At 72.5% G+C, this 23,577-nt stretch carries 24 protein-coding genes; 12 read left to right on the top strand and 12 right to left on the bottom strand.

Translation table 11 applies throughout. The features are described from left to right. The first annotated feature begins 1 nt into the window (after window position 1). The 3 genes from C229_RS0124920 to C229_RS0124930 are packed head-to-tail and all read left to right on the top strand — an operon-like array spanning window position 2 to window position 2,495. Window positions 2–1,060 (top strand): FecCD family ABC transporter permease, encoded by a 1,059-nt coding sequence (locus C229_RS0124920; RefSeq protein ID WP_018657839.1) that lies wholly within the window; start codon window positions 2–4, stop codon window positions 1,058–1,060. Next, the gene (locus C229_RS0124925; protein ID WP_018657840.1) at window positions 1,057–1,830 is read left to right on the top strand and encodes an ABC transporter ATP-binding protein; all 774 of its coding nucleotides are present in this window, start codon (window positions 1,057–1,059) and stop codon (window positions 1,828–1,830) included. The genes C229_RS0124920 and C229_RS0124925 overlap by 4 nt, the downstream gene beginning before the upstream one ends. After that, window positions 1,824–2,495: an adenosylcobinamide amidohydrolase gene (locus C229_RS0124930; protein WP_018657841.1), complete on the top strand. Its 672-nt coding sequence runs from the start codon at window positions 1,824–1,826 to the stop codon at window positions 2,493–2,495. Before C229_RS0124925 ends, C229_RS0124930 begins: the two co-directional genes overlap by 7 nt. Before the next feature lie 149 nt (window positions 2,496–2,644). Here C229_RS0124930 and C229_RS31780 read toward each other — a convergent pair whose 3' ends face one another. Further along, window positions 2,645–3,571, bottom strand: coding sequence for a hypothetical protein (locus tag C229_RS31780; protein ID WP_051109107.1), 927 nt, complete (start codon window positions 3,569–3,571; stop codon window positions 2,645–2,647). Window positions 3,572–3,619: 48 nt separating this feature from the next. Continuing rightward, window positions 3,620–4,204, bottom strand: coding sequence for an SACE_7040 family transcriptional regulator (locus C229_RS0124940; protein WP_026314143.1), 585 nt, complete (start codon window positions 4,202–4,204; stop codon window positions 3,620–3,622). Between the two features lie 86 nt (window positions 4,205–4,290). Between C229_RS0124940 and C229_RS0124945 the strand changes: the two genes are divergently transcribed. The 6 genes from C229_RS0124945 to C229_RS36115 are packed head-to-tail and all read left to right on the top strand — an operon-like array spanning window position 4,291 to window position 10,411. After that, on the top strand, window positions 4,291–5,889 hold the full coding sequence (locus C229_RS0124945; RefSeq protein ID WP_018657843.1) for a carboxyl transferase domain-containing protein: 1,599 nt from the start codon (window positions 4,291–4,293) through the stop codon (window positions 5,887–5,889). A gap of 8 nt (window positions 5,890–5,897) precedes the next feature. After that, window positions 5,898–7,850: an acetyl/propionyl/methylcrotonyl-CoA carboxylase subunit alpha gene (locus C229_RS0124950; protein WP_018657844.1), complete on the top strand. Its 1,953-nt coding sequence runs from the start codon at window positions 5,898–5,900 to the stop codon at window positions 7,848–7,850. Next, window positions 7,850–8,770, top strand: a complete 921-nt coding sequence (locus tag C229_RS0124955) for a hydroxymethylglutaryl-CoA lyase (protein WP_018657845.1) — start codon at window positions 7,850–7,852, stop codon at window positions 8,768–8,770. Before C229_RS0124950 ends, C229_RS0124955 begins: the two co-directional genes overlap by 1 nt. Next, complete coding sequence (locus tag C229_RS0124960) at window positions 8,767–9,918, top strand: acyl-CoA dehydrogenase family protein (protein WP_018657846.1); 1,152 nt, start codon at window positions 8,767–8,769, stop codon at window positions 9,916–9,918. The genes C229_RS0124955 and C229_RS0124960 overlap by 4 nt, the downstream gene beginning before the upstream one ends. A 60-nt stretch (window positions 9,919–9,978) precedes the next feature. After that, the gene (locus C229_RS35905) at window positions 9,979–10,110 is read left to right on the top strand and encodes a hypothetical protein (protein WP_018657847.1); all 132 of its coding nucleotides are present in this window, start codon (window positions 9,979–9,981) and stop codon (window positions 10,108–10,110) included. A 16-nt stretch (window positions 10,111–10,126) separates the two neighbouring features. After that, a complete protein-coding gene (locus tag C229_RS36115) occupies window positions 10,127–10,411 on the top strand; it encodes an NACHT N-terminal Helical domain 1-containing protein (RefSeq protein ID WP_420804683.1) in 285 nt (94 codons plus the stop codon). On the opposite strand, the gene C229_RS34520 is transcribed toward C229_RS36115, so the two are convergent. Together C229_RS34520 and C229_RS0124970 are read right to left on the bottom strand one after the other, a co-directional pair. After that, window positions 10,412–10,564, bottom strand: a complete 153-nt coding sequence (locus C229_RS34520) for a hypothetical protein (protein ID WP_155885037.1) — start codon at window positions 10,562–10,564, stop codon at window positions 10,412–10,414. 64 nt (window positions 10,565–10,628) lie between these two features. Continuing rightward, complete coding sequence (locus C229_RS0124970) at window positions 10,629–11,822, bottom strand: phospholipase D-like domain-containing protein (RefSeq protein WP_018657848.1); 1,194 nt, start codon at window positions 11,820–11,822, stop codon at window positions 10,629–10,631. A gap of 303 nt (window positions 11,823–12,125) precedes the next feature. Here C229_RS0124970 and C229_RS31785 point away from each other — a divergent pair, with 303 nt between their 5' ends. Then, on the top strand, window positions 12,126–13,700 hold the full coding sequence (locus C229_RS31785; RefSeq protein WP_018657849.1) for a DHA2 family efflux MFS transporter permease subunit: 1,575 nt from the start codon (window positions 12,126–12,128) through the stop codon (window positions 13,698–13,700). A gap of 63 nt (window positions 13,701–13,763) precedes the next feature. Here the strand turns inward: C229_RS31785 and C229_RS0124980 are convergent, their stop codons facing one another. Next, complete coding sequence (locus C229_RS0124980) at window positions 13,764–15,302, bottom strand: AMP-binding protein (protein WP_018657850.1); 1,539 nt, start codon at window positions 15,300–15,302, stop codon at window positions 13,764–13,766. A gap of 48 nt (window positions 15,303–15,350) precedes the next feature. Beyond that, window positions 15,351–15,596 carry a DUF397 domain-containing protein gene (locus C229_RS0124985; RefSeq protein WP_018657851.1) on the bottom strand — a complete coding sequence of 82 codons (246 nt, stop codon included), beginning with the start codon at window positions 15,594–15,596 and terminating at the stop codon, window positions 15,351–15,353. Between the two features lie 178 nt (window positions 15,597–15,774). On the opposite strand from C229_RS0124985, the gene C229_RS0124990 reads away from it, so the two are divergent. Further along, window positions 15,775–16,374, top strand: coding sequence for an ATP-binding protein (locus C229_RS0124990; protein ID WP_018657853.1), 600 nt, complete (start codon window positions 15,775–15,777; stop codon window positions 16,372–16,374). 34 nt (window positions 16,375–16,408) lie between these two features. Here C229_RS0124990 and C229_RS0124995 read toward each other — a convergent pair whose 3' ends face one another. The 6 genes from C229_RS0124995 to C229_RS33200 form a co-directional block, all read right to left on the bottom strand. Then, window positions 16,409–17,806 carry an alpha,alpha-trehalose-phosphate synthase (UDP-forming) gene (locus C229_RS0124995; protein WP_018657855.1) on the bottom strand — a complete coding sequence of 466 codons (1,398 nt, stop codon included), beginning with the start codon at window positions 17,804–17,806 and terminating at the stop codon, window positions 16,409–16,411. A 472-nt stretch (window positions 17,807–18,278) separates the two neighbouring features. Beyond that, window positions 18,279–18,809, bottom strand: coding sequence for a YbaK/EbsC family protein (locus tag C229_RS0125000; protein ID WP_018657857.1), 531 nt, complete (start codon window positions 18,807–18,809; stop codon window positions 18,279–18,281). A gap of 29 nt (window positions 18,810–18,838) precedes the next feature. Beyond that, window positions 18,839–19,483: a response regulator gene (locus tag C229_RS0125005; RefSeq protein ID WP_018657859.1), complete on the bottom strand. Its 645-nt coding sequence runs from the start codon at window positions 19,481–19,483 to the stop codon at window positions 18,839–18,841. Beyond that, window positions 19,474–20,643 (bottom strand): sensor histidine kinase, encoded by a 1,170-nt coding sequence (locus tag C229_RS0125010; protein ID WP_018657860.1) that lies wholly within the window; start codon window positions 20,641–20,643, stop codon window positions 19,474–19,476. Before C229_RS0125010 ends, C229_RS0125005 begins: the two co-directional genes overlap by 10 nt. Continuing rightward, on the bottom strand, window positions 20,627–21,307 hold the full coding sequence (locus tag C229_RS31790) for a DedA family protein (protein ID WP_051109110.1): 681 nt from the start codon (window positions 21,305–21,307) through the stop codon (window positions 20,627–20,629). Before C229_RS31790 ends, C229_RS0125010 begins: the two co-directional genes overlap by 17 nt. A 105-nt stretch (window positions 21,308–21,412) precedes the next feature. Next, window positions 21,413–22,033 (bottom strand): hypothetical protein, encoded by a 621-nt coding sequence (locus C229_RS33200; RefSeq protein WP_018657862.1) that lies wholly within the window; start codon window positions 22,031–22,033, stop codon window positions 21,413–21,415. Between the two features lie 1,013 nt (window positions 22,034–23,046). Here C229_RS33200 and C229_RS35095 point away from each other — a divergent pair. Beyond that, window positions 23,047–23,526, top strand: a complete 480-nt coding sequence (locus tag C229_RS35095; RefSeq protein WP_018657864.1) for a hypothetical protein — start codon at window positions 23,047–23,049, stop codon at window positions 23,524–23,526. The last annotated feature ends 51 nt before the right edge of the window (window positions 23,527–23,577 follow it).

Consider the following 23,577-nt stretch of genomic DNA (forward strand, 5'->3'; position numbering starts at 1 on the left):
CGTGCGCAAGCCCGGCACCGCGGCGGTTCCGGCACGGCTGCGGCCGCTGCCGCTGGCGGTCGCGTGCGCGGCCCTGGCGGTGAGCGTGCTGGCCGGGCTGCTGTCGGGCGCGGCGGACCTGCCGGCGGGGGGCGTGCTCAAGGCCCTGCTGGACCTGGTGCCGGGTGTGGACGTCGAGTCCGGCTTGTCGTTGATCGAGTGGAACGTCCTGGTAGAGCTGCGGCTGCCGCGCGTCCTGATGGGCGCGCTCGTGGGCGGCCTGCTCGCGCTGGCGGGTGCGGGCTACCAGGGCGTCTTCCGCAATCCGCTGGCCGATCCGTACCTGCTGGGCGCGGCGGCGGGCGCGGGCGTCGGCGCGACGCTGGTGATCGTGACGCTGCCCGCCGCGCCGGAGTTCGGCGTGCCGCTGGCGGCGTTCGTGGGCGCGCTCGGCGGCGTCCTCCTGGCGTACACGCTGGGGTCGATGGCCGGGCGCGGCAACGGGCCGGGCGCGGCGACGCTGGTGCTGGCGGGCGTCGCGGTGTCGAGCTTCCTGGCGGCCGTGCAGACGTTCCTCCAGCAGCTCAAGGTGCAGGAGCTGGAGCGGATCTACTCGTGGATTCTGGGCGGCGTCGGCGCGGCCGACTGGCGAGGACTGGCGATGATCGCGCCGTATGCGCTGGTCTCGACGCTGGTCCTGCTGGCGCACGGGCGGCTGCTGGACGTGCTGGCGGTCGGGGACGAGGAGGCGTCCGCGCTGGGCCTGTCGGCGGCGCGCGTCCGGCTGGTGGTGCTGGTGGCGGCGTCGCTGGCGACGGCGTGCGCGGTCGCGGTGAGCGGTCTGATCGGTTTCGTCGGGATCGTGGTGCCACATGTGGTGCGACGACTCGCGGGCGGTTCGTACCGGGTCGTGCTGCCGCTGTCGCTGCTGGCGGGCGCGGCGTTCCTCACGCTGGTGGACCTGCTGGCCCGGACGGTGGTGGCCCCGGGCGAACTGCCGCTCGGCGTGGTGACGGCGTTCATCGGCGCCCCGTTCTTCGTCATGGTGCTGCGGGCGACGCGCGGACAGGTGCGGACATGACGGTCAAGGTCGCCGGACTCGGCGTCGAACTCGACCGCCGCCCGATCCTCACCGGCGTCGATCTGCACGTGCCGGAGGGTTCCTGGACGGCGGTGATCGGCCCGAACGGGGCGGGCAAGTCGACGCTGCTGCGCGCCGTCCTCGGCCTGCTGGACGGCGTGGGCTCGGTGACCGTCGCGGGCCGCGACCTGCGCGCCCTCAAGGCGCGCGACCGTGCGCGTCTGGTGGCGTACGCGCCGCAGAATCCGGAGCTTCCGCCGGGCATGTCGGTCTTCGACTACACGCTGCTCGGCCGCGCACCCTACATTCCGTACCTGGGCCGCGAGAGCGTCCGCGACCGCACGATCGCGTCGGACGTCCTGGAACGTCTGCATCTGACGTCGTTCGCCGGCCGCGACCTGGCCCACCTCTCCGGCGGCGAGCGCCAGCGCGTCGTACTGGCCCGCGCGCTCGCCCAGCAGTCGCCGGTCCTGGTGCTGGACGAGCCGACGACGGCCCTGGACATCGGCCACCAACAGCAGGTCATGGAGCTGATCGACGCGCTGCGCCTGGCGGACGGCCTGACGATCGTGACCACGCTGCACGACCTGACGCTGGCCGGTCAGTACGCCGACGCGCTCGTCCTGCTGGCGCAGGGCCGCGTCGCGGCGGCGGGAACGCCCGCCGAGGTGCTGACCCGTGCGACGATCGCGCGGCATTTCGCCGCCAACGTCCGGGTCACGACGGGCGCGGGCGGCCGTCCGGTGCTGTCGCTGGAGCGCCCGTGCTGACGCAGGACGTGCTGTGGCGCGAGGAGGACGGCGCCCGCCTGCCCGCGCTGGCGTGGCGGCCGGGCCCCGGCCTGCGGATGATCTCCTCGGCGATGCTCGGCGGGGGCATCACCGCCGCGCAATGGGTGCTGAACGCCCAGGTCAGCGGCCTGTACCGGCGGATGGACCCGCTCGCGCACCTGCACGAACTCGCGGCACTGCACGATCTGCGCGGACCCGGCGTCGGGATGCTGACGGCGGCGTCGGTGGAGCGCGTCCGCCACCACGCGGACGTCGGTGCGGAGGCGAGCGCGACGGTCGGGCTGCGCGTCCCGACCTGGGCCGCCGCCCCGGCGGGAACGGCCGATCCGGAGCTGGTGCCGCTGCGGCCGGGCACGATCAACATCGTCGTCGCCGTGCCTGCCGCGCTGTCGGACGCGGCGCTGGTCAACGCGGTCATGACCGCGACGGAGGCCAAGACGCAGGCGCTCCTAGAGGCCGGTTACCCGTGCACCGGGACCGCGTCCGACGCGATCTGCGTGGCGTGCCCCGAACCGTCCGGTGCGGCGGAACCGTTCGCCGGGCCGCGCTCGGAGTGGGGTGCCCGGATCGCGCGCGCGGTGCACGGCGCGGTGCACGCGGGAGCCCTCGACTACGCGCGGCTGCTGGCGGCGGGCGGGCTCTGAGACGGGAGCGGCCGCCGTGGTCCGGAGTCACCACGACGGCCGCGATCCGCCCCTCCATGGGCCGTTCGACGCGGTTCGCTCACAGGGACGCCCGCATGCGCGCCTCGCACGGGTGTCCCGCCACCTCCTCTCCAGGTCGCGGCGGCCGGTCAGCCGGCGTGCGGGAGCCGCAGACCGTTCACCGAGTGCAGTCCGGTCGGGGGTTCCTCCTCGACATCGGGCCGGGGCCCCGGTGCCGGACGGGTCAGGGCGTCGACGCTGCGCCGGGCGCGATCGGCCTCGGCGCGGGCGGCGTCGCGTTCGGTGGTCAGCGCGGCGACGGCCGTGCGCAGGTCGTCGGCGGTGCGCAGCGCGGCGGCGGCCTCGACGCGGCGGCCCTCGGCGGTCGTGTCGCTCCGCGCGAGGCGGGCGTGCAGCGTGACGAGTTCGGCGCGGGCGTTCTCCAGGGCGGCGAGCAGATCCCCCTCGCGGGCGACGACCTGGGCGCGCTCGTCCTCGGCGGCCAGCCGCGCGGCGACGGCGTGCTCGGCGGCGTCGCGGGCGTCCCGGGCCTCGGCGCGGGAGGCGTCGCGGTCGGCGCGGGCCTGCTCGGCGTCGGCCCGGGCCCCGGCGGCGTCGTGGACGGCGGCGTCGGCGCGGCCCCGCGCGGCGGCGGCCTCCCGCCACGCGGACGCGGCCTGCCGCTGGGAGGCGTCGCGTTCGCGCTGGGCGACGGCGAGTTCGGCGTGCGCCTCGGCGCGCGTGGCGGCGATCCGCGCTTCGACTCCGGCGACGCTCAGCTCCCCGTCCAGCGAGCACGCGAGCCGTTCCGCGACCTGGTCGAGGCGTTCGACCATCTCCCACGCCCAGGCGACCTGTCCGGTGAGCCCGGGATGGTCGCGTCCGCGGTCGCGGCGTGCGCGCGCCTCGCGGGCGCACTCGGCGTCGCAGTAGCGCCACGGACGCGCCGCGTCCGGCGGTTGCGCCACCGGCCTCCCGCAGCCGCCGCACGACACGACCGTCACGGGTTCGCCGGTGACGCCGAGCGGGAGCACCGCGCCGTCGGCCCCGACCGGGGCGACCTTCACGTCCGTCATGTCCCGTAGTACGCGCCGATGCGGCGAAGCGTTCGACGCGGCGGGAGACTAGTGCGGCGCGTCGAGCGCGCCGGTGAGCGCGGCCCGCGCCATCGCGTGCAGCAGGTCGGCCATGGCGGCCCGGTCCAGCGCGGACGCGCTGTGCGGCGTGGAGTTGAGCAGGCCGAGGCACGCGTGGACGGCGGCGCGCGCCCGCGCGTCGGGAACGTCCGGGCGCAGCCGCCGCAGCACGCCGACCCATTCCTCGACGTAGGCGCGCTGGGTGCGGCGGATCTCGTGCCGTTCGGGCTCGGGCACGTTGTCCAGTTCGCGGCCGTGCACGGTGATCAGCGCGGGATTGTCCAGAGCGAAGGCGATGTGCCAGCGCAGCAGCGCGTCCAGTGCGCCCGCCGGGTCGGGGTCGGCGGCGTGCTGGGCGCCCTCGGCGCGCAGCCGGGCGCTGATGTCCAGCAGCATCTCGGCCAGAACGGCCTCCTTGCCGCGAAAGTGGCGGTAGAGGGCGGGACCGGTGAGGCCGACGGCGCGGCCGAGTTCGCCGATGGAGACGCCGTGGTATCCGTGACGGGCGAACAGCGCGGCGGCGGCGCCGAGGATCTCGGCCCGGCGCGGGCTCGCCACCGGGGGCCGCGACATCATGGCCACGAGTGTAGACGCCCCGGTTAACGACCACTAACATCGGCCATGTTAACGCTTGTTAACTGCGTCGACGAGGACGGGTGATGACGGAACCAGGCACGCGCGCCGATCCCGGCGGCGCCGCGTTCGAGGCGAACGCGGCGCACCACGAGGCGCTCGCCGCCGAACTGCGCGAACGCATCGACCGTGCGGGCCGGGGCGGCCCGGAACGCTCACGCGAACGTCACGTCGCGCGCGGCAAGCTCCTCCCCCGCGACCGCGTCGACACCCTTCTCGACCCGGGCTCGCCGTTCCTGGAACTGTCGCCGCTCGCCGCCACCGGAATGTACGGCGACGACGCCCCGGGTGCCGGTATCATCACCGGAGTCGGGCGTGTCTCCGGCCGCGAATGCGTCATCGTCGCCAATGACGCCACCGTCAAGGGCGGCACCTACTACCCCCTCACGGTGAAAAAGCATCTGCGCGCGCAGGAGGTGGCGCTGCACAACCACCTGCCGTGCCTCTACCTCGTCGATTCGGGCGGCGCGTTCCTGCCCGAGCAGGACGAGGTCTTCCCCGACCGCGAGCACTTCGGCCGCATCTTCTACAACCAGGCCACGATGTCGCGGCGCGGCATTCCGCAGATCGCGGCCGTCCTCGGTTCCTGCACGGCGGGCGGCGCGTACGTGCCCGCGATGAGCGACGAGGCCGTCATCGTCCGGAACCAGGGCACGATCTTCCTCGGCGGCCCGCCGCTGGTGAAGGCCGCCACCGGCGAGATCGTCACCGCCGAGGAGCTGGGCGGCGGCGAACTGCACGCCCGCGTCTCCGGCGTCACCGACCATCTCGCCGAGAACGACGCGCACGCCCTCGGCATCGTCCGCGACATCGTCGCCACCTTCGGGCCGCGCACGCCGCGCCCCTGGGAAACGGCGCCCGCCGAGGAACCCGCCGCCGATCCCGGTGAACTGTACGGCGTCGTCCCGGCCGATTCCCGCACCCCCTTCGACGTGCGCGAGGTCATCAGCCGCGTCGTGGACGGCAGTCGTTTCCAGGAGTTCAAGAAGGAGTACGGCGGCACGCTCGTCACGGGGTTCGCGCGCATTCACGGCCACCCGGTCGGCATCATCGCCAACAACGGCATCCTGTTCGCCGAGTCGGCCATGAAGGGCGCCCACTTCATCGAACTGTGCGACCGCCGCGGCATCCCGCTGGTGTTCCTCCAGAACATCACCGGCTTCATGGTCGGACGCGAGTACGAGGCCGGCGGCATCGCCAAGCACGGCGCCAAGATGGTGACGGCCGTGGCATGCGCCCGCGTTCCCAAGTTCACCGTCGTCATCGGCGGCTCGTTCGGCGCCGGGAACTACGCGATGTGCGGGCGCGCCTATTCACCGCGCTTCCTGTGGATGTGGCCGAACGCCCGGATCTCGGTCATGGGCGGCGAGCAGGCCGCCAGCGTCCTCGCGACCGTGCGCCGCGACCAGCTCGGCGACGCCTGGTCCGCCGCCGAGGAGGAGGCGTTCAAGACGCCCATCCGGGAACAGTACGAAGACCAGGGCAATCCCTACTACTCCACGGCACGACTGTGGGACGACGGCGTCATCGACCCGCGCGACACGCGGCGCGTGCTCGGCCTCGGCCTGTCCGCCGCCGCCAACGCACCGCTGGAGCCGGTCGGCTACGGCGTCTTCCGGATGTGAGGACGGACATGTACGGACGCGTCCTGGTCGCGAACCGCGGAGAGATCGCGGTCCGCGTGTTCCGCACGCTGCGCCGCCTCGGCGTCCGGTCGGTCGCCGTGCACACGGCCGCCGACGCGGGCGCGCTGCACGTCCGCGAGGCCGACGTCGCGGTGCTCGTCCCGTCCTACCTCGACGCGGACGCCGTGCTGAACGCCGCGCGCGACACCGGCGCCGAGGCGATCCATCCCGGTTACGGGTTCCTCGCCGAGAACTCCGCGTTCGCCCGAGCCTGCGCCGACGCGGGCGTCGCGTTCGTCGGCCCGCCCGCCGACGCCATCGACGCCATGGGCGACAAGATCCGCGCCAAACGGACGGTCGCCGCCGCAGGCGTCCCCGTCGTCCCCGGCCGGGACGAACCGGGCCTGTCGGACGAGGAACTGGCCATCGCGGCCCTGGAGGTCGGCCTGCCCGTGCTGCTCAAGCCCTCGGCGGGCGGCGGCGGCAAGGGCATGCGGCTCGTCCGCGAGGCCGCCGACCTGCCCGAGGCCATCGCGTCGGCCCGCCGCGAGGCGACCACGGCGTTCGGGGACGACACGCTGCTCGCCGAACGGTACGTCGAGAACCCCCGGCACATCGAGATCCAGGTCTTCGCCGACGCGCACGGCGACGTCGTCCACCTCGGTGAACGCGAGTGCAGTCTCCAGCGCCGCCATCAGAAGATCGTCGAGGAGGCGCCCTCGCCGCTGCTCGACGCCGCCACCCGCGCGCGGATGGGCGCCAGCGCCGTCGCCGCCGCCCGATCCGTCGGTTATGTCGGCGCCGGAACCGTCGAGTACATCGTCTCGGCCGACCGGCCCGGCGAGTACTTCTTCATGGAGATGAACACCCGTCTCCAGGTCGAACACCCCGTCACCGAGATGGCGGTCCGCCCCGGCGTCGACCTGGTCGAACTCCAGCTCCGCGTCGCCGCCGGCGAACCTCTCCCGTTCGCCCAGGAGGCCATCGGCTTCCACGGCCACGCCGTCGAGGCCCGCGTCTACGCCGAGGACCCCGCCCGCGGCTTCCTGCCCACCGGCGGACGCGTCCTCGCCCTCACCGAACCGCTCGGCCTGCACGTCCGCGTCGACTCCGGGCTCGACACCGGAACCGACGTCGGCGGCGCCTACGACCCGATGCTCGCCAAGGTCATCGCGTGGGGCGCCGACCGCGCCGAGGCGCTGCGCCGCCTCGACCGGGCCCTCGCCGGATACACGCTGCTCGGCGTCCCCACCAACGTCGCGTTCCTGCGCGCACTGCTCACGCACCCCGACGTCGTCGCCGGACGGCTCGACACCGGCCTCGTCGAACGCGCCCTGGACGACCTCACCGCCGACTCCGGCGTCCCGGCCGACGTCCACGCCGCCGCGGCGCTGCACCGCATGGCGGCCCTGGAGACCCCCGACCCCGACCCGTGGGCGATCCCCGACGGCTGGCGCCCCGGCGGGCCCGCCTGGACGCGGTGGCTCGTCGCGCCCGCCGGGGCCCCGCCCGTCGAGGTCGCCGTGCGGGGGCGCGCGCACGACGCGCTCGTCCGCGTCGGCGACGCCGAACCCGTCGCGGCTTCGCTGCGCTCCCCCGCCGTCCTCACCTACGCGGGACGGACGTCCGCGTTCGCCGCCGTCCGCGACGGCGACGTCCTGTGGCTCGGCCGCGACGGGCACACCTGGGCGCTGACCGAGCACGTCCCCTCCGACGAGCGCGGCGGCGGCGCGGCGACCGGCGACGGCGTGCTCCGCAGTCCCATGCCGGGCACCGTCCTCGCCGTCAAGGTCTCCGAGGGCGAGACCGTCGCCGAGGGACAAGCCGTCGTCGTGGTCGAGGCGATGAAGATGGAGCACACCGTCACCGCGCCCGTCGCCGGCACCGTCACGAGCCTGACCGCCCGCCCCGGCGCCCAGGTCGCGCTGGACGCGGTGCTCGCCGTCATCGAGGAGGACTGATGGCCACCACCCCGCTGCCCGGACTGCCCGACCGCGTCACGATCTACGAGGTCGGGCCCCGCGACGGACTCCAGAACGAGAAGACCGTCGTGCCCGTCGAGGTCAAGGCCGAGTTCGTCACCCGGCTCGCCGCCGCCGGGCTCGGCACCATCGAGACCACCAGCTTCGTCCACCCGAAATGGGTGCCGCAGCTCGCCGACGCCGAAGCGCTGCTCACCGCGCTCCCCCGCGAGCCCGGACGGCCCGTCCTCGTCCCCAACGAACGCGGCCTCGACCGCGCCCTCGACCTCGGCGTCACCGAGATCGCGATCTTCGGCAGCGCCACCGAGACGTTCGCGCGCCGCAACCTCAACCGCACCGTCGACGAGTCGCTGGAGATGTTCGCGCCCGTCGTCGCCCGCGCACGCGAGCACGGGATGTGGGTGCGCGCCTACGTGTCGATGGTGTGCGGCGATCCGTGGGAGGGCGCCGTCCCGGTCGAGCAGGCCGTGTCCGTCGCCACCCGCATGATGGACCTCGGCTGCGATCAGCTCAGCCTGGGCGACACTATCGGCGTCGGCACGCCCGGCCACGTCACCGCGCTCATCGACGCCCTCGCCGCCCGCATCGGCCTGGACAAGGTCGCCGTCCACTTCCACGACACCTACGGCCAGGCCCTCGCCAACACGCTCGCCGCGCTCCGCGCCGGCGTCACCACCGTCGACGCGGCGGCCGGGGGCCTAGGCGGCTGCCCCTTCGCCGGATCGGCCACCGGCAACCTCGCCACCGAAGACCTCGTGTGGATGCTCGACGGCCTCGGCATCGCCCACGGCGTCGACCTGCCCGCCCTCGCCGCCACCAGCCGCTGGATGGCCGACCGGCTCGGCCGCCCCAGCCCCTCCAAGGTCGTCCAGGCCCTCGCACAAGGAGACTCCCGATGATCGACTTCTCGCTCACCGACGAGCAGGAGGAACTGCGCCGCACCGTCGAACGCTTCGCCCGCGAGGCCGTCGCCCCGGTGATCGGTGACCTCTACGAGCGCGGCGCGTTCCCCTACGAGATCGTCGCGGGCATGGGCAAGCTCGGGCTGTTCGGGCTGCCGTTCCCGGAGGAGCACGGGGGGATGGGCGGGGACTACTTCACTCTGTGCCTCGCGCTGGAGGAACTGGCGCGGGTGGACTCGTCCGTCGCGATCACGCTGGAGGCCGGGGTCTCGCTCGGCGCGATGCCGATCTACCGGTTCGGCACGGACGAGCAGAAGGCCCGGTATCTCCCCCGCCTGGTGTCGGGTGAGCGGCTGGCGGCGTTCGGGCTGACCGAGCCCGGCGGCGGATCGGACGTTCCGGGCGGTATGCGGACGACCGCGCGCCTTGACGGCGACGAGTGGGTCATCAACGGCTCCAAGTCGTTCATCACCAACTCCGGAACCGACGTCACCGAGTTCGTCACCGTGACCGCGCTGACCGGGGAGAAGGAGATCTCCACGATCATCGTGCCGAACGGGACGCCCGGATTCACCGTGGGCAAGAAGTACTCCAAGGTCGGCTGGTCGTCGTCGGACACGCGTGAACTGTCGTTCGACGACGTCCGGGTGCCCGCCGCCAATCTCGTCGGAGAGCGTGGACGCGGCTACGCGCAGTTCCTCCAGATCCTGGACGAAGGGCGCATCGCCATCGCCGCCGTCTCCGTGGGCCTCGCCCAGGGCTGCGTGGACGAGTCGCTGCGCTACGTCCGCGAGCGCGAGGCGTTCGGCCGCGAGATCGGCCGCTATCAGGCGCTCCAGTTCAAGATCGCTGACATGGAGGTCCGCGCGCACACCGCCCGTGTCGCGTACTACGCGGCGGCGGCGAAGATGCTCGCCGGGCGGTCGTTCAAGAAGGAGGCGTCCATCGCGAAACTCGTCGCCTCCAACGCCGCGATGGACAACGCCCGCGACGCGACGCAGATCTTCGGCGGCTACGGCTTCATGAACGAGTACGCCGTCGGCCGCTTCTACCGCGACGCCAAGATCCTCGAAGTCGGTGAGGGCACGTCGGAGGTGCAGCGCATCCTGATCGCCCGCGCCCTGGGCCTTCCGCCCTCCGTCTGAGGCGAACCGCACGACGGCTCCGAGCGCCCAACGCTCGGAGCTGTCGTCGCCGGAGGCAGCGTGTCCGTCGAACTCGCCGCAATCAACACGGGCCGCGCCGTGGTGCAGACGGCGGCCGGACGCTGGATGGCCACCCGGTCAGGCCGGTCCGCGCAGGGCAAGGACCTCATCGAGCTGATCAAGACCGGCTGACCTCTCCGACGACGCTTTGTTCGTCGATGACGTCGATCCCGCGAAGCTCGCGCGTCGGCTTCATGCGCAGTTTCCGGGGCGGAGTACACAAGCCCAACTCGGTGAGATCGGCGCCCGCCTTTACGAAGTAATGTTGGCGAATGCTGTGACTGCGGGCCGCGAAACCTCTCATTCCTGCACAGCCTTACGAAGCCGACGGACATACTTCTGCGGTCAGGAATCTCCCCGAACTCGTCAACCTCGCGACCTGTCCCGCTGGCGGGCAGCGGAAGCTCAAGGTTCGTCTGGACCCGGCGCATGACTACTCGCCGCTCAGCCCGCCCCATCGGCGCTCATTCACCAGCGTCGGAGGCGCTGGCGCGGTCAGGCCACCGCAAGTACGAACACGCCGGTTGAACGGCTTGAGGATGCGGTGATCGCCCTCGGCGATCTCGTGCAGGCGCAGGTCCGGCACGGGTTGATCGTGCCCGCCGCGATGCGCGGCACGCCGACGACTTACCGGGCGTGCCGCGCGATGGTCACAGGAAGCGGCGGATCGGGGAGATCGACTGCTCGGCGGCGCGCTGGAGGACCGGACGACGCTTCCAGCGGGCCAGGTCGATGCGCTCGGCGCGCTCGACGTCGCGGTCGAAGTCGGCGTCGAGGCGCGCGGTGAGTTCGCGGTCGAGGACGGCGAGGGTGATCTCCTCATCGTGGTCGAGCGACCGTCGGTTGAAGTTGGTGGAACCGATGAGGGAGGCGATGCCGTCCATGGTGATGATCTTGGCGTGCAGCATGGTCGGCATGTACTGGCGGACCTCCACGCCGCACTCCAGCAACTGTTCGTAATGCCGCTGGCTGCCCAGGCGGCTGACGCGCTTGTCGATGTTCGGGCCCGGGACCAATACCTCCACCTTGACGCCGCGCTTCGCGCACTCGCACAGCTCGTTGAGGAAGAAGTCGTCGGGCGAGAAGTACGCCGTCGTGATGCGGATGCGTTCCTGCGCGGACGACAGGACGACGCGCAGCAGCGTCTGCATGTCCTGCCAGCCGAGGCTGGCCGAGCCGCGCACGACCTGCACGATCGCGTTACCGACCTGCTCCTGCTCGTCGAAGCGGTCGCGGTCGTCGAAGAGGTCCGAGCAGCACTCCGACCAGTTCTGCGCGAAGGCGGCGGCGATGCCGTCCACGGCGGGGCCCCGGACGCGGAAGTGCGTGTCGCGCCATTCGGACTCGTCGCGGGCGTCGCCGCTCCATTCCTCGGCGATGCCGACGCCGCCGGTGAAGGCGACGTCCTCGTCCACGATGAGGACCTTGCGGTGGCAGCGGTGGTTCTGCTTGAACGGCGACACGTAGATCGGCTTGCGGAACCACTGGATGGCGACGCCGGCCTTCTCCATGTCGTTCAGCAGGTCGCGTTCGATGAGGCGGGCGCCGAGGCCGTCCAGCAGCAGCCGGACGCGCACGCCCGCGGCGGCCCGCTCGGCGAGGGCCGCGGCGAACCGGGTCGCGATGTCGCCGCGCCAGTAGACGTAGGTCATCATGTCGATCGTGTTCTCGGCGTTCTCGATCGCGTCGAGCATCGCGGGGAAGATCTCGTCACCGTTGGTGAGCGGTTCGACCGCGTTGCCCTCAGTGGCGGCGACGCCGAGGAGGCGCTCCAGCCTGCGGCGCAGGCGGCGCGTGGCCTGTTCGGCCGTGGTGAGTTCGGACTCCACCGTCGAGGGGGACATGCATCGGCTCCAGAAGCTCGGGGGCGACCTGCGTGTACCCGGGACGTTCAAGATCAACCAACGCCCTCGTGCGCGTTCTGTCAGACCCCTCCCGTACGGTCGTGGCATGAGCTAGACGAGACGCCGATCGGGTTCGCGCTGGGCGGCGCGTTGTGACCCGCATCACCGGAATATCCCGGGTCCTGGCACGGTTAATTGGTTCGCGAAAGTGACGGCTTTTCCAGTACCTTCGCCGAACCCACCCGCGCCCGGCCCTGTGACCTGCATGCTCGCGTGCCGCGGGCCTCAACGATTGGAAGTTCCTTGACCGCTCCCCCGTCCCCCTCGGCGAAGGACGGAAGTCCGGCCGGCGCGGCCCCCGCCGGCGGACTCGACCGCGGCGTGCTCGCCGTGGCCGCCGTGGTCGTCCTCGGCGCGGTCATGTCCATCCTGGACGTGACCGTCGTGAACGTCGCCCTCAAGCACCTCACCGAGGACTTCAACACCGACCTCGCCACGATCCAGTGGGTCGCGACCGGTTATACGCTCGCGCTCGCCACGGTCATCCCGGTCACGGGCTGGGCCTGTGCCCGGTTCGGCACCAAACGGCTGTACATCATCTCGATCGTGCTGTTCGTGCTCGGCTCCGCCCTCGCGGGTCTGGCGTGGAACGCCGAGTCGCTGATCGCCTTCCGCGTGCTCCAGGGCCTCGGCGGCGGCATGATCATGCCCGCGGGCATGACGATCCTGACGCAGGCGGCGGGTCCGCAGCGCGTCGGCCAGGTGATGAGCATCGTCGGCATCCCGATGCTGCTCGGCCCCATCGCGGGCCCGATCCTCGGCGGCTGGCTCGTCGACGACGTGTCCTGGCGCTGGATCTTCTACATCAACGTGCCGATCGGCGCGGTCGCGCTCGTCATGTCGGTCCTCATCCTGAAGAAGGACACCGGCCACGCGGGCGAGAAGCTCGACGTCCTCGGCCTGGCGCTGCTGTCCCCCGGTCTGGCCGCGCTCATCTACGGTCTCGCGACCGGCGCCGAGAAGAACGACTTCACCCGCGCCGACGTGCTCGCCTGCACCATCGGCGGTCTGGCCCTGGTGCTCCTGTTCGCCGTGCGGGCGCTCAGCAAGCGCAACGAGAACCCGCTGATCGACCTGCGGCTGTTCAAGCGGCGGGCGGTGGCGGCGGCGTCCGGCACGATGGTGCTGTTCGCGTGCGCGTTCTTCGGCGCGATGCTGATCCTGCCGCTGTACTACCAGTCGGTGCGCGGCGCGTCCGCGTTCTCGGCGGGCCTGCTGCTCGCCCCGCAGGGCTTCGGCGCGATGGTGACGATGCCGATCGGCGGCAAGCTCACCGACCGGCTCGGCCCCGGCAAGGTCGTCCTGGCGGGTCTGGCCGTCATCTGCCTCGGTGTGGCGGGCTTCGCCGCCCAGATCACCCCGGACGCCTCGTACTGGACGCTCGGCGTCGCGCTGTTCGTCATGGGCATGGGCATGGGCCTCACCATGATGCCGACGATGTCGGCCGCGATGCAGACGCTCCAGCACGACGAGGTGCCCCGCGCGAGCACGGCGCTGAACATCATCCAGCAGGTCGCCGCGTCCGTCGGCACCGCGTTCATCGCGGTCCTGCTGACCACGCAGCTCCGCGACCGCGGTCTGGACAGCGGTGGCGGCATGGCCGCGGAGGGCCCGGCAGAGGGCGTCCAGCAGGTGCCCCCGCACATCATGGAGCAGGTGTTCGCCAAGATGGCCGACGCCTTCCAGACCACCTACTGGTGGTCGCTGGCGCTGCTGGCGTTCGCGTTCATCCCGGCGCTGCTGCTGCCGCGCCGCCGTCCGGAGACCCCTCCGGTGGACGCGTCGCAGCCCGATCTGACCAAGGTGCCGATGCACTGACGTCCGCGTGGAACACGACGCCCCGTCTCCCGGAACGTTCCGGGAGACGGGGCGTCACGCGTTTCAGGCGCGGGCGGCGTCCCAGTACTCGTCCTTCAGCAGCCGCTTGAGCAGCTTCCCGGTGGGATGCCGGGGCAGCTCGTCGCGGAAGTCCACGGCGCGCGGGCACTTGAAGTGCGCGAGCCGGTCGCGGCAGTAGGCGATCAGCTCGGCGGCGAGTTCCGGCCCGGCGTCAGCCGGGTCGACGGGCTGGACGACCGCCTGCACGGCCTCGCCCATCTCCGGGTCGGGGACGCCGAACACGGCGGCGTCCGCGACCTTGGGGTGGACCGCGAGGACGTTCTCGGCCTCCTGCGGGTAGATGTTCACACCGCCACTGATGATCATGTAGGAGCGGCGGTCGGTGAGGTAGAGGAAGCCTTCGTCGTCCACGTGGCCGATGTCTCCGAGCGTCGTCCAGCCCCGGCCGAGCGGGTCACGGGCGGCCTCGGTCTTGGCGTCGTCGTCGTGGTACTCGAAGTCGAGGCCGTTGCCGAAGTACAGCGTGCCGGACTCGCCGGCGGGCAGTTCGCGGCCCTCCTCGTCGCAGACGTGCACCTCACCGAGCAGCGGGCGGCCGACCGTGCCCTTGTGCGCGAGCCAGTCCTGCGGGCTGGCGTACACGAAGCAGTTGCCCTCGGTGCCCGCGTAGTACTCGTGGATCACCGGGCCCCACCAGTCGAGCATCCGTTCCTTGACCGGGACGGGGCAGGGCGCCGCGGCGTGCACGGCGTACCTGAGCGTCGACAGGTCGTGGCGGGCGCGGACGTCCTCGGGCAGTTTGAGCATCCGGATGAACATCGTCGGCACCCACTGGCTGTGCGTGACGCCGTACCGCTCGATGGCCGCGAGCGCCTCCTGCGGCTCGAAGCGCTCCATGACGACGACGGTCGCGCCGAAGCGCTGGAACGTCAGGCAGTAGCGCAGCGGCGCGGCGTGGTAGAGCGGCGCGGGTGAGAGGTAGACGGCGTCGTCGCCCGGCGCGAACAGCAGCGAGATGAGCTGGAAGAGCGGGCCGGGCGTGCCCATGGGCGTGAGCGGAATGACTGGTTTGACGCCCTTAGGGCGGCCGGTCGTGCCGGAGGAGTACAGCATGTCCACGCCCTCGCGCTCGTCGTCGAGCGGGAGGGCGGGCTGCGCCGCGACCTTCTCCTCGTAGGAGCCGTAGCCGGGCGCCGTGCCGTCGAGCATGAGCCGCAGGTCCACCTGCGGCGTCCGCTCGGCGACGGCGGCGGCCGTGTCGCGCAGCGCGGCGCTGGTGATGAAGGCGCGCGCCCCGCAGTTGCCGACGATGTAGGCCAGCTCGTCGGCGCCCAGCCGCGAGCTGATCGGCGTGTAGTAGAGCCCCGACCGCTGGGCCGCCCACGCCACGGCGAGGAACAGCGGATGGTTCTCCAGCATGAAGGCGATGTGGTCGCCCGGACGCAGCCCCTCGGCGTGCAGCAGGCGGGCGAGGCGGTTGGACTCGTCGTTCAGTTCGCGGTAGGTGATGACCCGCCCTGAGCCCGCCATGATGACGGCGGGCTTGTCGGGCGTCTGCTCAGCGATCTGCCCCAGGTGCATGCCCCCGGACGCTACCGGCCGGAACCCCTGATTGGAATGGCGTTCGGTTCATCCGGCGGAGCCGACGAGCATGTGGTCGAAGTCGCCGTCCTTGGCTCCCCCCACGAACGCCTCCACCTCGGCGCGCGTGTAGACGAGGACCGGCCCGTCCGGATACCGCGAGTTGCGCACCGCGATGTCCCCGTCCGGCAGCTCGGCCATCTCGACGCAGTTGCCGGACGGATTGCTCCGCCGGCTCTTCTGCCACACCAGCTCGTTCGGTGCGGTGGACGCCCGTTCCTGGCCGTTCATCATGCCCCCTTCAGGCGTGTCCGCCTCCCTGCCGGGAGGCTGCGATCTCGCCCCGTCCCCCAAGGATGGTACGAGATGCACGTGCATTCGTTCATGCAGACGGTCTTGCATCTGCACGGCTTGGGGAGCAAGATAGCGAACGCCCGCCCCCGACCCACCCGCTCGCCTTGGGGTTCTGACAATGATCGTTGACCAGGCACACGCCGTCGCCCTTCCCGTCGCCGATGTGCCCCGGCGGCGCCACCGGCCCGACGCCGACCACGTCGAGGCCGCCCCGCGGCCCGCCGCACCGGCCGCCCCCGCGTGGACGGAACCGGTCGCCGCGTCCGGTCTGCGCGGTTTCTGGCCCACCCCGCACGACGGGACGCCCGACACCGCGCGGCTCGTCCTGGCGGGCGACGCCGCCGCTCCGGGCGCCGCACGCGCCTTCACGACCGCGACGCTCGCCGGCTGGGGCCTGGAGGCCACCCGCGACGACACCGTCATGGCCGTCTCGGAGCTGGTCACCAACGCCGTCCAGCACGGGCTGCGCGACCTCGCCCCGGGCACCGCCGGACGGCTTCAGCTCGTCCTGCTGCGCCACGCCCGGCGGCTCGTCACCGTCGTCACCGATCCCTCGGCCGCGAACCCCAAGCCGAACCGCACCGGCGGCGACTTCCCAGAGGGCGGCCGGGGCCTGCTCGTCGTCGGCGCCGTCAGCGAGGCGTGGGGCTGGGCGCCGCTGGGCAGCGGCGGCAAGGCGGTCTGGGCGGCGTTCGGCCTCCCGCCCGCCACGGACTGACGTCCGGGCGGGCGGTCCGCGGCGGCGGGATTCCTCAGACGGCGGGCGCCCCGGCCGGCTGCTCCAGGCTCGCGAGGAAGTCGGCGGCCCAGCGGTCGACGTCGTGCTCGATGACGCGCTTGCGCATCACGCGCATCCGCCGTGCCTGCTCGGCGGGCTCGGCGCGGACCGCGGCGAGCAGCGTCTCCTTCAACCCGTCGATGTCGTACGGGTTCACCAGATAAGCCCCGCGCCGCAGTTCTTCGGCGGCCCCGGCGAACTCGCTCAGGACGAGGGTGCCGCGCAGGTCCTCGCGGCAGGCGACGTACTCCTTGGCGACGAGGTTCATACCGTCCCGCAGCGGCGTGACGACCATGACGTCGGCCGCGAGGTAGAGGGCGGCCAGCTCCTCGCGGTCATAGGACGTGTGCAGGTAGTGGATCACCGGCGATCCCAGCTCGGCGTGCTGGCCGTTGATCCGCCCGACCTGCTGCTCGATCTGCTCACGCAGGATCTGGTACTGCTCGACGCGCTCGCGGCTCGGCGTCGCGATCTGCGCCAGCACCGCCTCCCCCGGCTTCAGCTCGCCGTCGGCGAACAGCTCGCCGAAAGCCTGGAGACGCTGGGTGATGCCCTTGGTGTAGTCGAGGCGGTCGACGCCGAGCAGGACGGTGCCGCCGCCGAGGTCGGCGCGGATCTCGTCGGCCCGCCACCGCACCTCCGGGCGTGCGATCAGCTCGCGCAGCTCGCCCACGTCCACCGAGATCGGGAACGCGCGGGCGCGGACGACGCGGTCCTCCCAGTGCACGTCCTGCTTGACCGACTTGGCGTCCAGCAGCCGCTTGCAGAGCCGGACGAAGTTCGCCGCCGCGCCCGGAAGCTGGAAACCGACGAGGTCGGCGCCGAGCAGCCCTTCGAGGATCTGACGGCGCCACGGCATCTGCCAGAACAGTTCCAGCGGCGGGAACGGGATGTGCAGGAAGAACCCGATGCGCAGGTCGGGGCGGAGCCGGCGCAGCATCGCCGGGACGAGCTGGAGCTGGTAGTCCTGCACCCAGACGATCGCGCCCTCGGCGGCCACGTCGGCGGCCGCCGTCGCGAAGCGCTCGTTGACGCGCACGTACGCGTCCCACATCGCCCGGTCGTAGACGGGCGGGGCGATGACGTCGTGGTACAGCGGCCAGAGCGTCGCGTTGGAGAAGCCCTCGTAGTACAGCTCGACCTCCTCGGCCGACTGCCGCACCGGGCACAGGTGCATGCCGTCCTCGACGAACGGGTCCAGCATCTCGTCCGGCGCGCCGGACCATCCCACCCATGTGCCTTGACGGCTGCGCATGACCGGCGCGATGGCGCTGACCAGTCCGCCGGGGCTGCGTCGCCATCCACCGCGGTCCCGATCCCGGTCGACCGGAAGCCGGTTGGCCACGACCACGAACTCACTCTCGCGCGACACCCACGACCCGCCTCTCCCAGGCACCCCTGGAGATCATCATGCTCAGAAACGAAGATCTGGAGCTTGCGGTCATTCTGCCCTGATTGCACGACATCAAAGGTCAGACCGGGGATGGTCTGCGGACCGGCCCCCTCGCCGTGGATCGCTCCGATCACCGTCGGTGACGTACGGACACGGCAGGAATGTGTGATTCCGCCGCCCCAAAACGCTGACCTGCACGAACGTTGATCATGGTGACGATGGGCGGCGATTCCGACGCGGATGGGGACCGAAGATCGCGACCACGTGTTCCCCGTCACGGCCGCGGCAACCGGCCCGGAACGGTGACTCTGCGCAGCCATGGCCGCCAGGGGACACTCGCCCGGCGGACGGCCGAGCCGCGAAGGCGGGCCGACCAGCGGACATTCTCCGGCCGACCCGGCGATCGCTCCGTGCGCGTCGGGGATGAGGTGTGAGATACGTCACTGTCACGTCAGCCGGTGGGCGGGCGCGTCAGCGCGAGCACCTCCGCGCCCGGCAGAGCGGCCAGCGCCGCGCCAGGGACGAGCAGCTTCGAGCCGCGCACACCGCCGCCGACGACCGCCTCGGGCAGAGCGGCGACGGCCTCGTCCACCAGGACGGGCCAGTCCGCCGGCAGGCCCACCGGAGTGATGCCGCCGTACTCCATCCCGGTGCGGCCGGTGGCCTCGTCCATCGGGGCGAACGAGACCTTGCGGGCACCGAGGCGGCGGCGGATCGCGCCGTTGACGTCGGCGCGGTCGGTCGCCAGGACCATGCAGGCCGCGAACGTCGTCTCACCGCCCCGCTTGGCGGCGACGACCACGCAGTTCGCGCTGACCTCCAGCGGGACGTCATAGCGGGCGCAGAACTCCGCCGTGTCCGCGAGGTCCGGGTCGATCTCCGCGACCCGGGCGCCGGTGATCCGCCCGATCACCGCGGCGACCGGCGCGGCGAGCAGGTCCGTCCGCTCGCGCGCGGGCTGCCACGTGAGGCTGCCGACCATGAGGTTCCCCTTTGTGTTCCGGTCCGGTCCTAAGAACCGAGATAGCGCAGGACGGCGAGCACGCGGCGGCTGTAGCCGCCGGAGCGGGACAGGTCCAGCTTGTCGAAGATCGCGTTGGTGTGCTTCTCGACCGCGCTCTGCGAGATGTAGAGCTGCTCGGCGATCGAGGCGTTCGTCCGGCCCTGCGCCATCTGATCCAGAACGTCGCGTTCGCGGGCCGTGAGGCGCGCCAGCGGATCGGTGTGCGAGCTGGCCGCCAGCAGGCGGCGCACCACCTCCGGATCGAACGCCGCGCCGCCCGCCCCGACCCGGTCCAGGGCGTCCAGGAACTCGTCCACCTGGGCGACGCGGTCCTTGAGCAGGTAGCCGACGCCCGCCGCGTCCGCCGTGATCAGCTCGGTCGCGTAGCGGCGTTCGACGTACTGCGACAGCACCAGCACCCCGACGTCCGGCCACCGGCCGCGCACCTCCAGGGCCGCGCGCAGTCCCTCGTCGGTGTGGGTCGGCGGCATCCGGACGTCCACCACCACCACGTCGGGCGTGTCGCGGGCGACGGCCGCCGTGAGCGCGTCACCGTCACCGACCGCCGCCAGGACCTCGTGGCCCTCCTCCGCGAGCAGCCGGACCAAGCCCTCGCGCAGCAGCGTCGAATCCTCCGCCAGGATCACCCGCACGGCAACTCCGCCGTGACCACCGTCGGGCCGCCGCGCGGGCTCGTCACCGCGAACGTCCCGTCCAGCGCGGCCACGCGGCGGGCCAGGCCCGCCAGCCCGCCGCCGGACGCGTCGGCGCCGCCGCGCCCGTCGTCCTCCACCCGCACCCCGACCCTCCGTCCGTTCCCCGCGACGCGCACCCGTACGGCGGCGGCTCCGGCGTGTTTCGCAGCGTTCGTCACCGCCTCGCACACGACGAAGTACGCCGCCGTCTCCACCGCGTGCGGTGGACGGGCGGGCACCGCGTACTCGATCAGCACCGGCAGCACCGACCGCTCCGCGACCGTCTCCAGCGCGCTGTGCAGGCCCTCGCCGTCCAGCGCCGCCGGGTACACCCGCCACGACACCTCGCGCAGTTCCGCCAGCGCCCGCTGGGACTCCTCGTGCGCCTGGACCAGCAGGTCCCGGGCACGTTCCACGTCGCCCGACCGTCGTGCCCGGCCGATCAGCATGCCGAGCGCCACCAGGCGCTGCTGGACGCCGTCGTGCAGGTCGCGTTCGATGCGGCGGCGTTCGTCGTCGATGGCCTCCACGACGGCGGCCCGGCTCGTGGCCAGTTCGGCGATGCGCCGCTCGTACTCCGCCAGCGGGCTCGGCCCCAGCCGCGCCCGCGCCGTCCGCCGCTCCAGCGCGACGACGCCGACGAGTCCCTGCACGGCGATGTAGAGCAGGATCGCGCCGAACAACGCCGTGTAGGCGACGATCCAGGCGTCGGGCGGGATGTCGTCGAGATGCTCGCCGGTGACCCACCAGCCGACGGCCAGCCGCACGCCCCCGGTGGCGCCGAAGGCGATGAGCGCGAGGATCGTCCCGCCGAGCAGGCCCACGGGGACGCGCTGCGCGAGGTAGGCGAGCGCCTGCCTGGGGCCGTACTCGGCCGCGTCGGCGTAGCCGAGGAGGACGCGCAACCGGCGTCGTTCCAGCCGCGTCACCGCCAGCACGGGCCCGGCCACCGGGGCGGGCAGCGGAGCGCGCCCCCGGGATCGGACGGCCGCGACGCCGAGCAGCGGCGCGGCCAGCGCCACGAGGACGAGTTCCAGGACGGCGCTCACCGCGCCGAGGACGAGCCCGGCGACCGCACGGGCCGCCGCGCCGACCGGGCGGTCAGCCGATCGGCTCACGATCGTGGCCCTCCGGGCCGGCGGCGGCGCGCCCCCGGCGGGCCTTGCGGACGCGGAGCACGACGAAGACCAGGAAGGCCACCACGACGACCGCGAGGACGATCTTGGAGTAGATGCCGACGTACTCCTCGACCTTGTGCCACTGGTCGCCGAGGCCGTAGCCGGCGAGCACGAAGATCGTGTTCCAGATGAGGCTGCCGGTCGTCGTGTACAGCAGGAACTTGGCCTGCGGCATGCGCTCGACACCGGCCGGGACCGAGATGAGGCTGCGGAAGATCGGGATCATGCGGCCGAAGAACACGGCCTTGCCGCCGTGCTTGGCGAACCACGCCTCGGTCTTGTCCAGGTCGGACAGCTTGATGAGCGGCATCTTGTCGACCAGCGCGCGGATGCGGTCGCGGCCGATGAGGGCGCCGATCCAGTACAGCACGAACGCGCCGGCGACGGCGCCGAAGGTCGTCCAGAACAGTGCCGCGTAGAGGTTCATGTCGCCGCGCGCGGCGGTGAAGCCCGCCAGCGGGAGGATGATCTCGCTGGGCAGCGGGGGGAAGATGTTCTCCAGGGCGATGGCCAGGCCCGCACCGGGCGCACCGAGTTTCTCCATGAGGTCGGTCGCCCAGCCGGCGATTCCGCCCACCTGTTCGCCGTTCGCCAATGTGATCATGATGATAAGAGTACGAATCCCGAGCAACTCAGACCAATAGCAACGGCCGTAACCCTACCCTGCGGAAAACCGCACCCGGGGATCTTTGGCCGATCCCGCCGCCGGTCACGTCGCCGTGGCCGGTCCCCGGCGGGAGGGGCGGCGGCTCTGCGGCAGCCGGTCCACGAACCGGCCCAGCCGCTCGGCGGTGCCCTGGAGCGGGGTGATCGTGGCGTTGAGCGTCTCGATGGCGACCTGCATCTGCGCGACGCCGTCGGCGAGCGGGCGCAGCCCGTGCACCGTCTCGGCCAGCGGACCCACGGTGGCGCCCAGATCTTCCAGGACGGGCACGACCCGCGCCAGCTCCCGTAGTTCGGTGATGCTCTCGGCCAGGTCCGCGAGCGCCGGAGCCACCGCGGCGAGCCGTTCGAGGTCGGCGGCGACGCCCGGCAGCGGCTCGGCCACGTCGGCGAGACGGCCGAGGTCGGCGGTCGCCCCGCCGAGCCGGTCCAGGGACTCAGCGGCCCCGGCGAGCCGGTCGAGTGAAGCGGCCGCCCCGGCGAGGGGTTCCAGGCTGCCGGCCGCGCCCGCCAGCGAGTCGATGCTCTCGGCGGCCTCGGCCAGCCGCTCCAGCGCCACCGCGAGCCGCGGCAACGCCGCCACCGCCCCGCCGACGGCGCCCGCCACCGCGACCGTGCCGCGCACCCCCTGCCCGACCAGCCGGAACGGGGACGGAAAGAGCCCCATCGCACGCCTCCTCGATTGATCGTCCCTCGATTGTGCAGCGACGACCGCCCCCTGACCAGGCACCCCCACCGCCCAACACGCACCACCACCCAGCACGCGAAAAGCAGAGCCATTCCCCACGCCCTACATCGTGGAGGCCGAGCTGCGCCTGACCGGCGGCGTCTACGGCCGCGCCGCCGCCGGTGGCGGCCCGCCTTCGCACCGCCCCCACCCCCGCCGTGACACCTGAGCACCCCATCGCCCCATCGCCACCACATGACGAGCATCGGGAACCGCCCCGCACCTGCGGCTGCGGCTGCGGCTGCGGCTGCGGCTGCGGCTGCGGCTGCGTAGCCAACACGCCTAACCGGATTCGGCCCAGACCCGCCTACGCACCTTCGGCTTAGCCCACCGGTCAACCGGCTCAGCCCCCCGGTCAACGCGTCCAGCCGAGTTCGGCCCAGACCCGCCCACGCATTTTCGGCCCAGCTCACAGGTCAACGCGTCTCGCCGGATTCGGCCCGGACCCGCCCCGCGCACCCAGGACCCAGCCCACCTCCAACGCGTTCCACCGACTTCGGCCCGGAGCCGCCCGCGCGCCCAGCACACCGATCGACGCGTCTCGCCGAGTTCGCTCGAAGCTGCCCGCGCACCCACGACCCAGCCCACCTCCGCCGCGTCCCGCCGACTTCGGCCCGGAGCCGCCCGCGCGCCCAGCACACCGTTCAACGCGTCTCGCCGAGTTCGGCTCGAAGCTGCCCGCGCACCCACGACCCAGCCAGCCGACCAGTCAACGGTACGGCCAGGTTCGGCCCGGAGCCGCCCAAGTGCCTGCGGCCCAGTCGGTGTCGTGCCGCGCGGCCATCGCGGCGTTGGCGAGCCGTCCGCGCCCCGGCTCAGTCAGGCGGCGCCGAACTTTGTCAGCTGATCGACTTTTCGCCACGGCGGCTTTCTTGTAGCGTGCCCACCGTTTTCTCCCGTCGAATTCATGATCCGCTCTTCCCCCTTTGAAAGATCATGAAAGGACTTCCACGATGGCCACGCTGATCGGCCTGGCCGCGCTCGCGCTGCTGTGCCTGCTGATGTCGCGCGCCGTTCCGCGCCGACGGCCGGCCCCGGTGCGCGCCGAGTCGCTGACGGCATCGCTGGCCGCGCCCGAGGAGGAGTACCTGGCGTGGCTCGCCGACCACCACTGGCCGGCCGACGAGTACCTCGACCTGGAACGCGAGTGGCGCGCCCTGGAGCGCGCGCCCGTGAGCGACCTCCCCCGCTGCCCGCACTGCGACCTGCACGACGAGGCCGTCTGGCCGTGCCCCGACTGCGGTCGTCTCCTGCACCCCTCGTGCGGCCACGGGGTGCGCCACCGTCCCGTCGTCGACCCGTACTGGACGCTCGGCGCGAACACCGAGCCGGTCACCGGCGAGTGGCTCTGCACCGGCTGCGCGACGGTCGTCGGCCTCGACGTCGCCGACCCCGCCGACCCGGACCGCGAGGACGACGACCACCGGCACTGACCGAGCGTCAAGGCCCGGCGAACCCAGTGACCCCGTGAGTCTCGGACGTCA

Origin of the sequence: Actinomadura flavalba DSM 45200, from assembly GCF_000374305.1 — a bacterium.
GTDB lineage: Bacteria > Actinomycetota > Actinomycetes > Streptosporangiales > Streptosporangiaceae > Spirillospora > Spirillospora flavalba.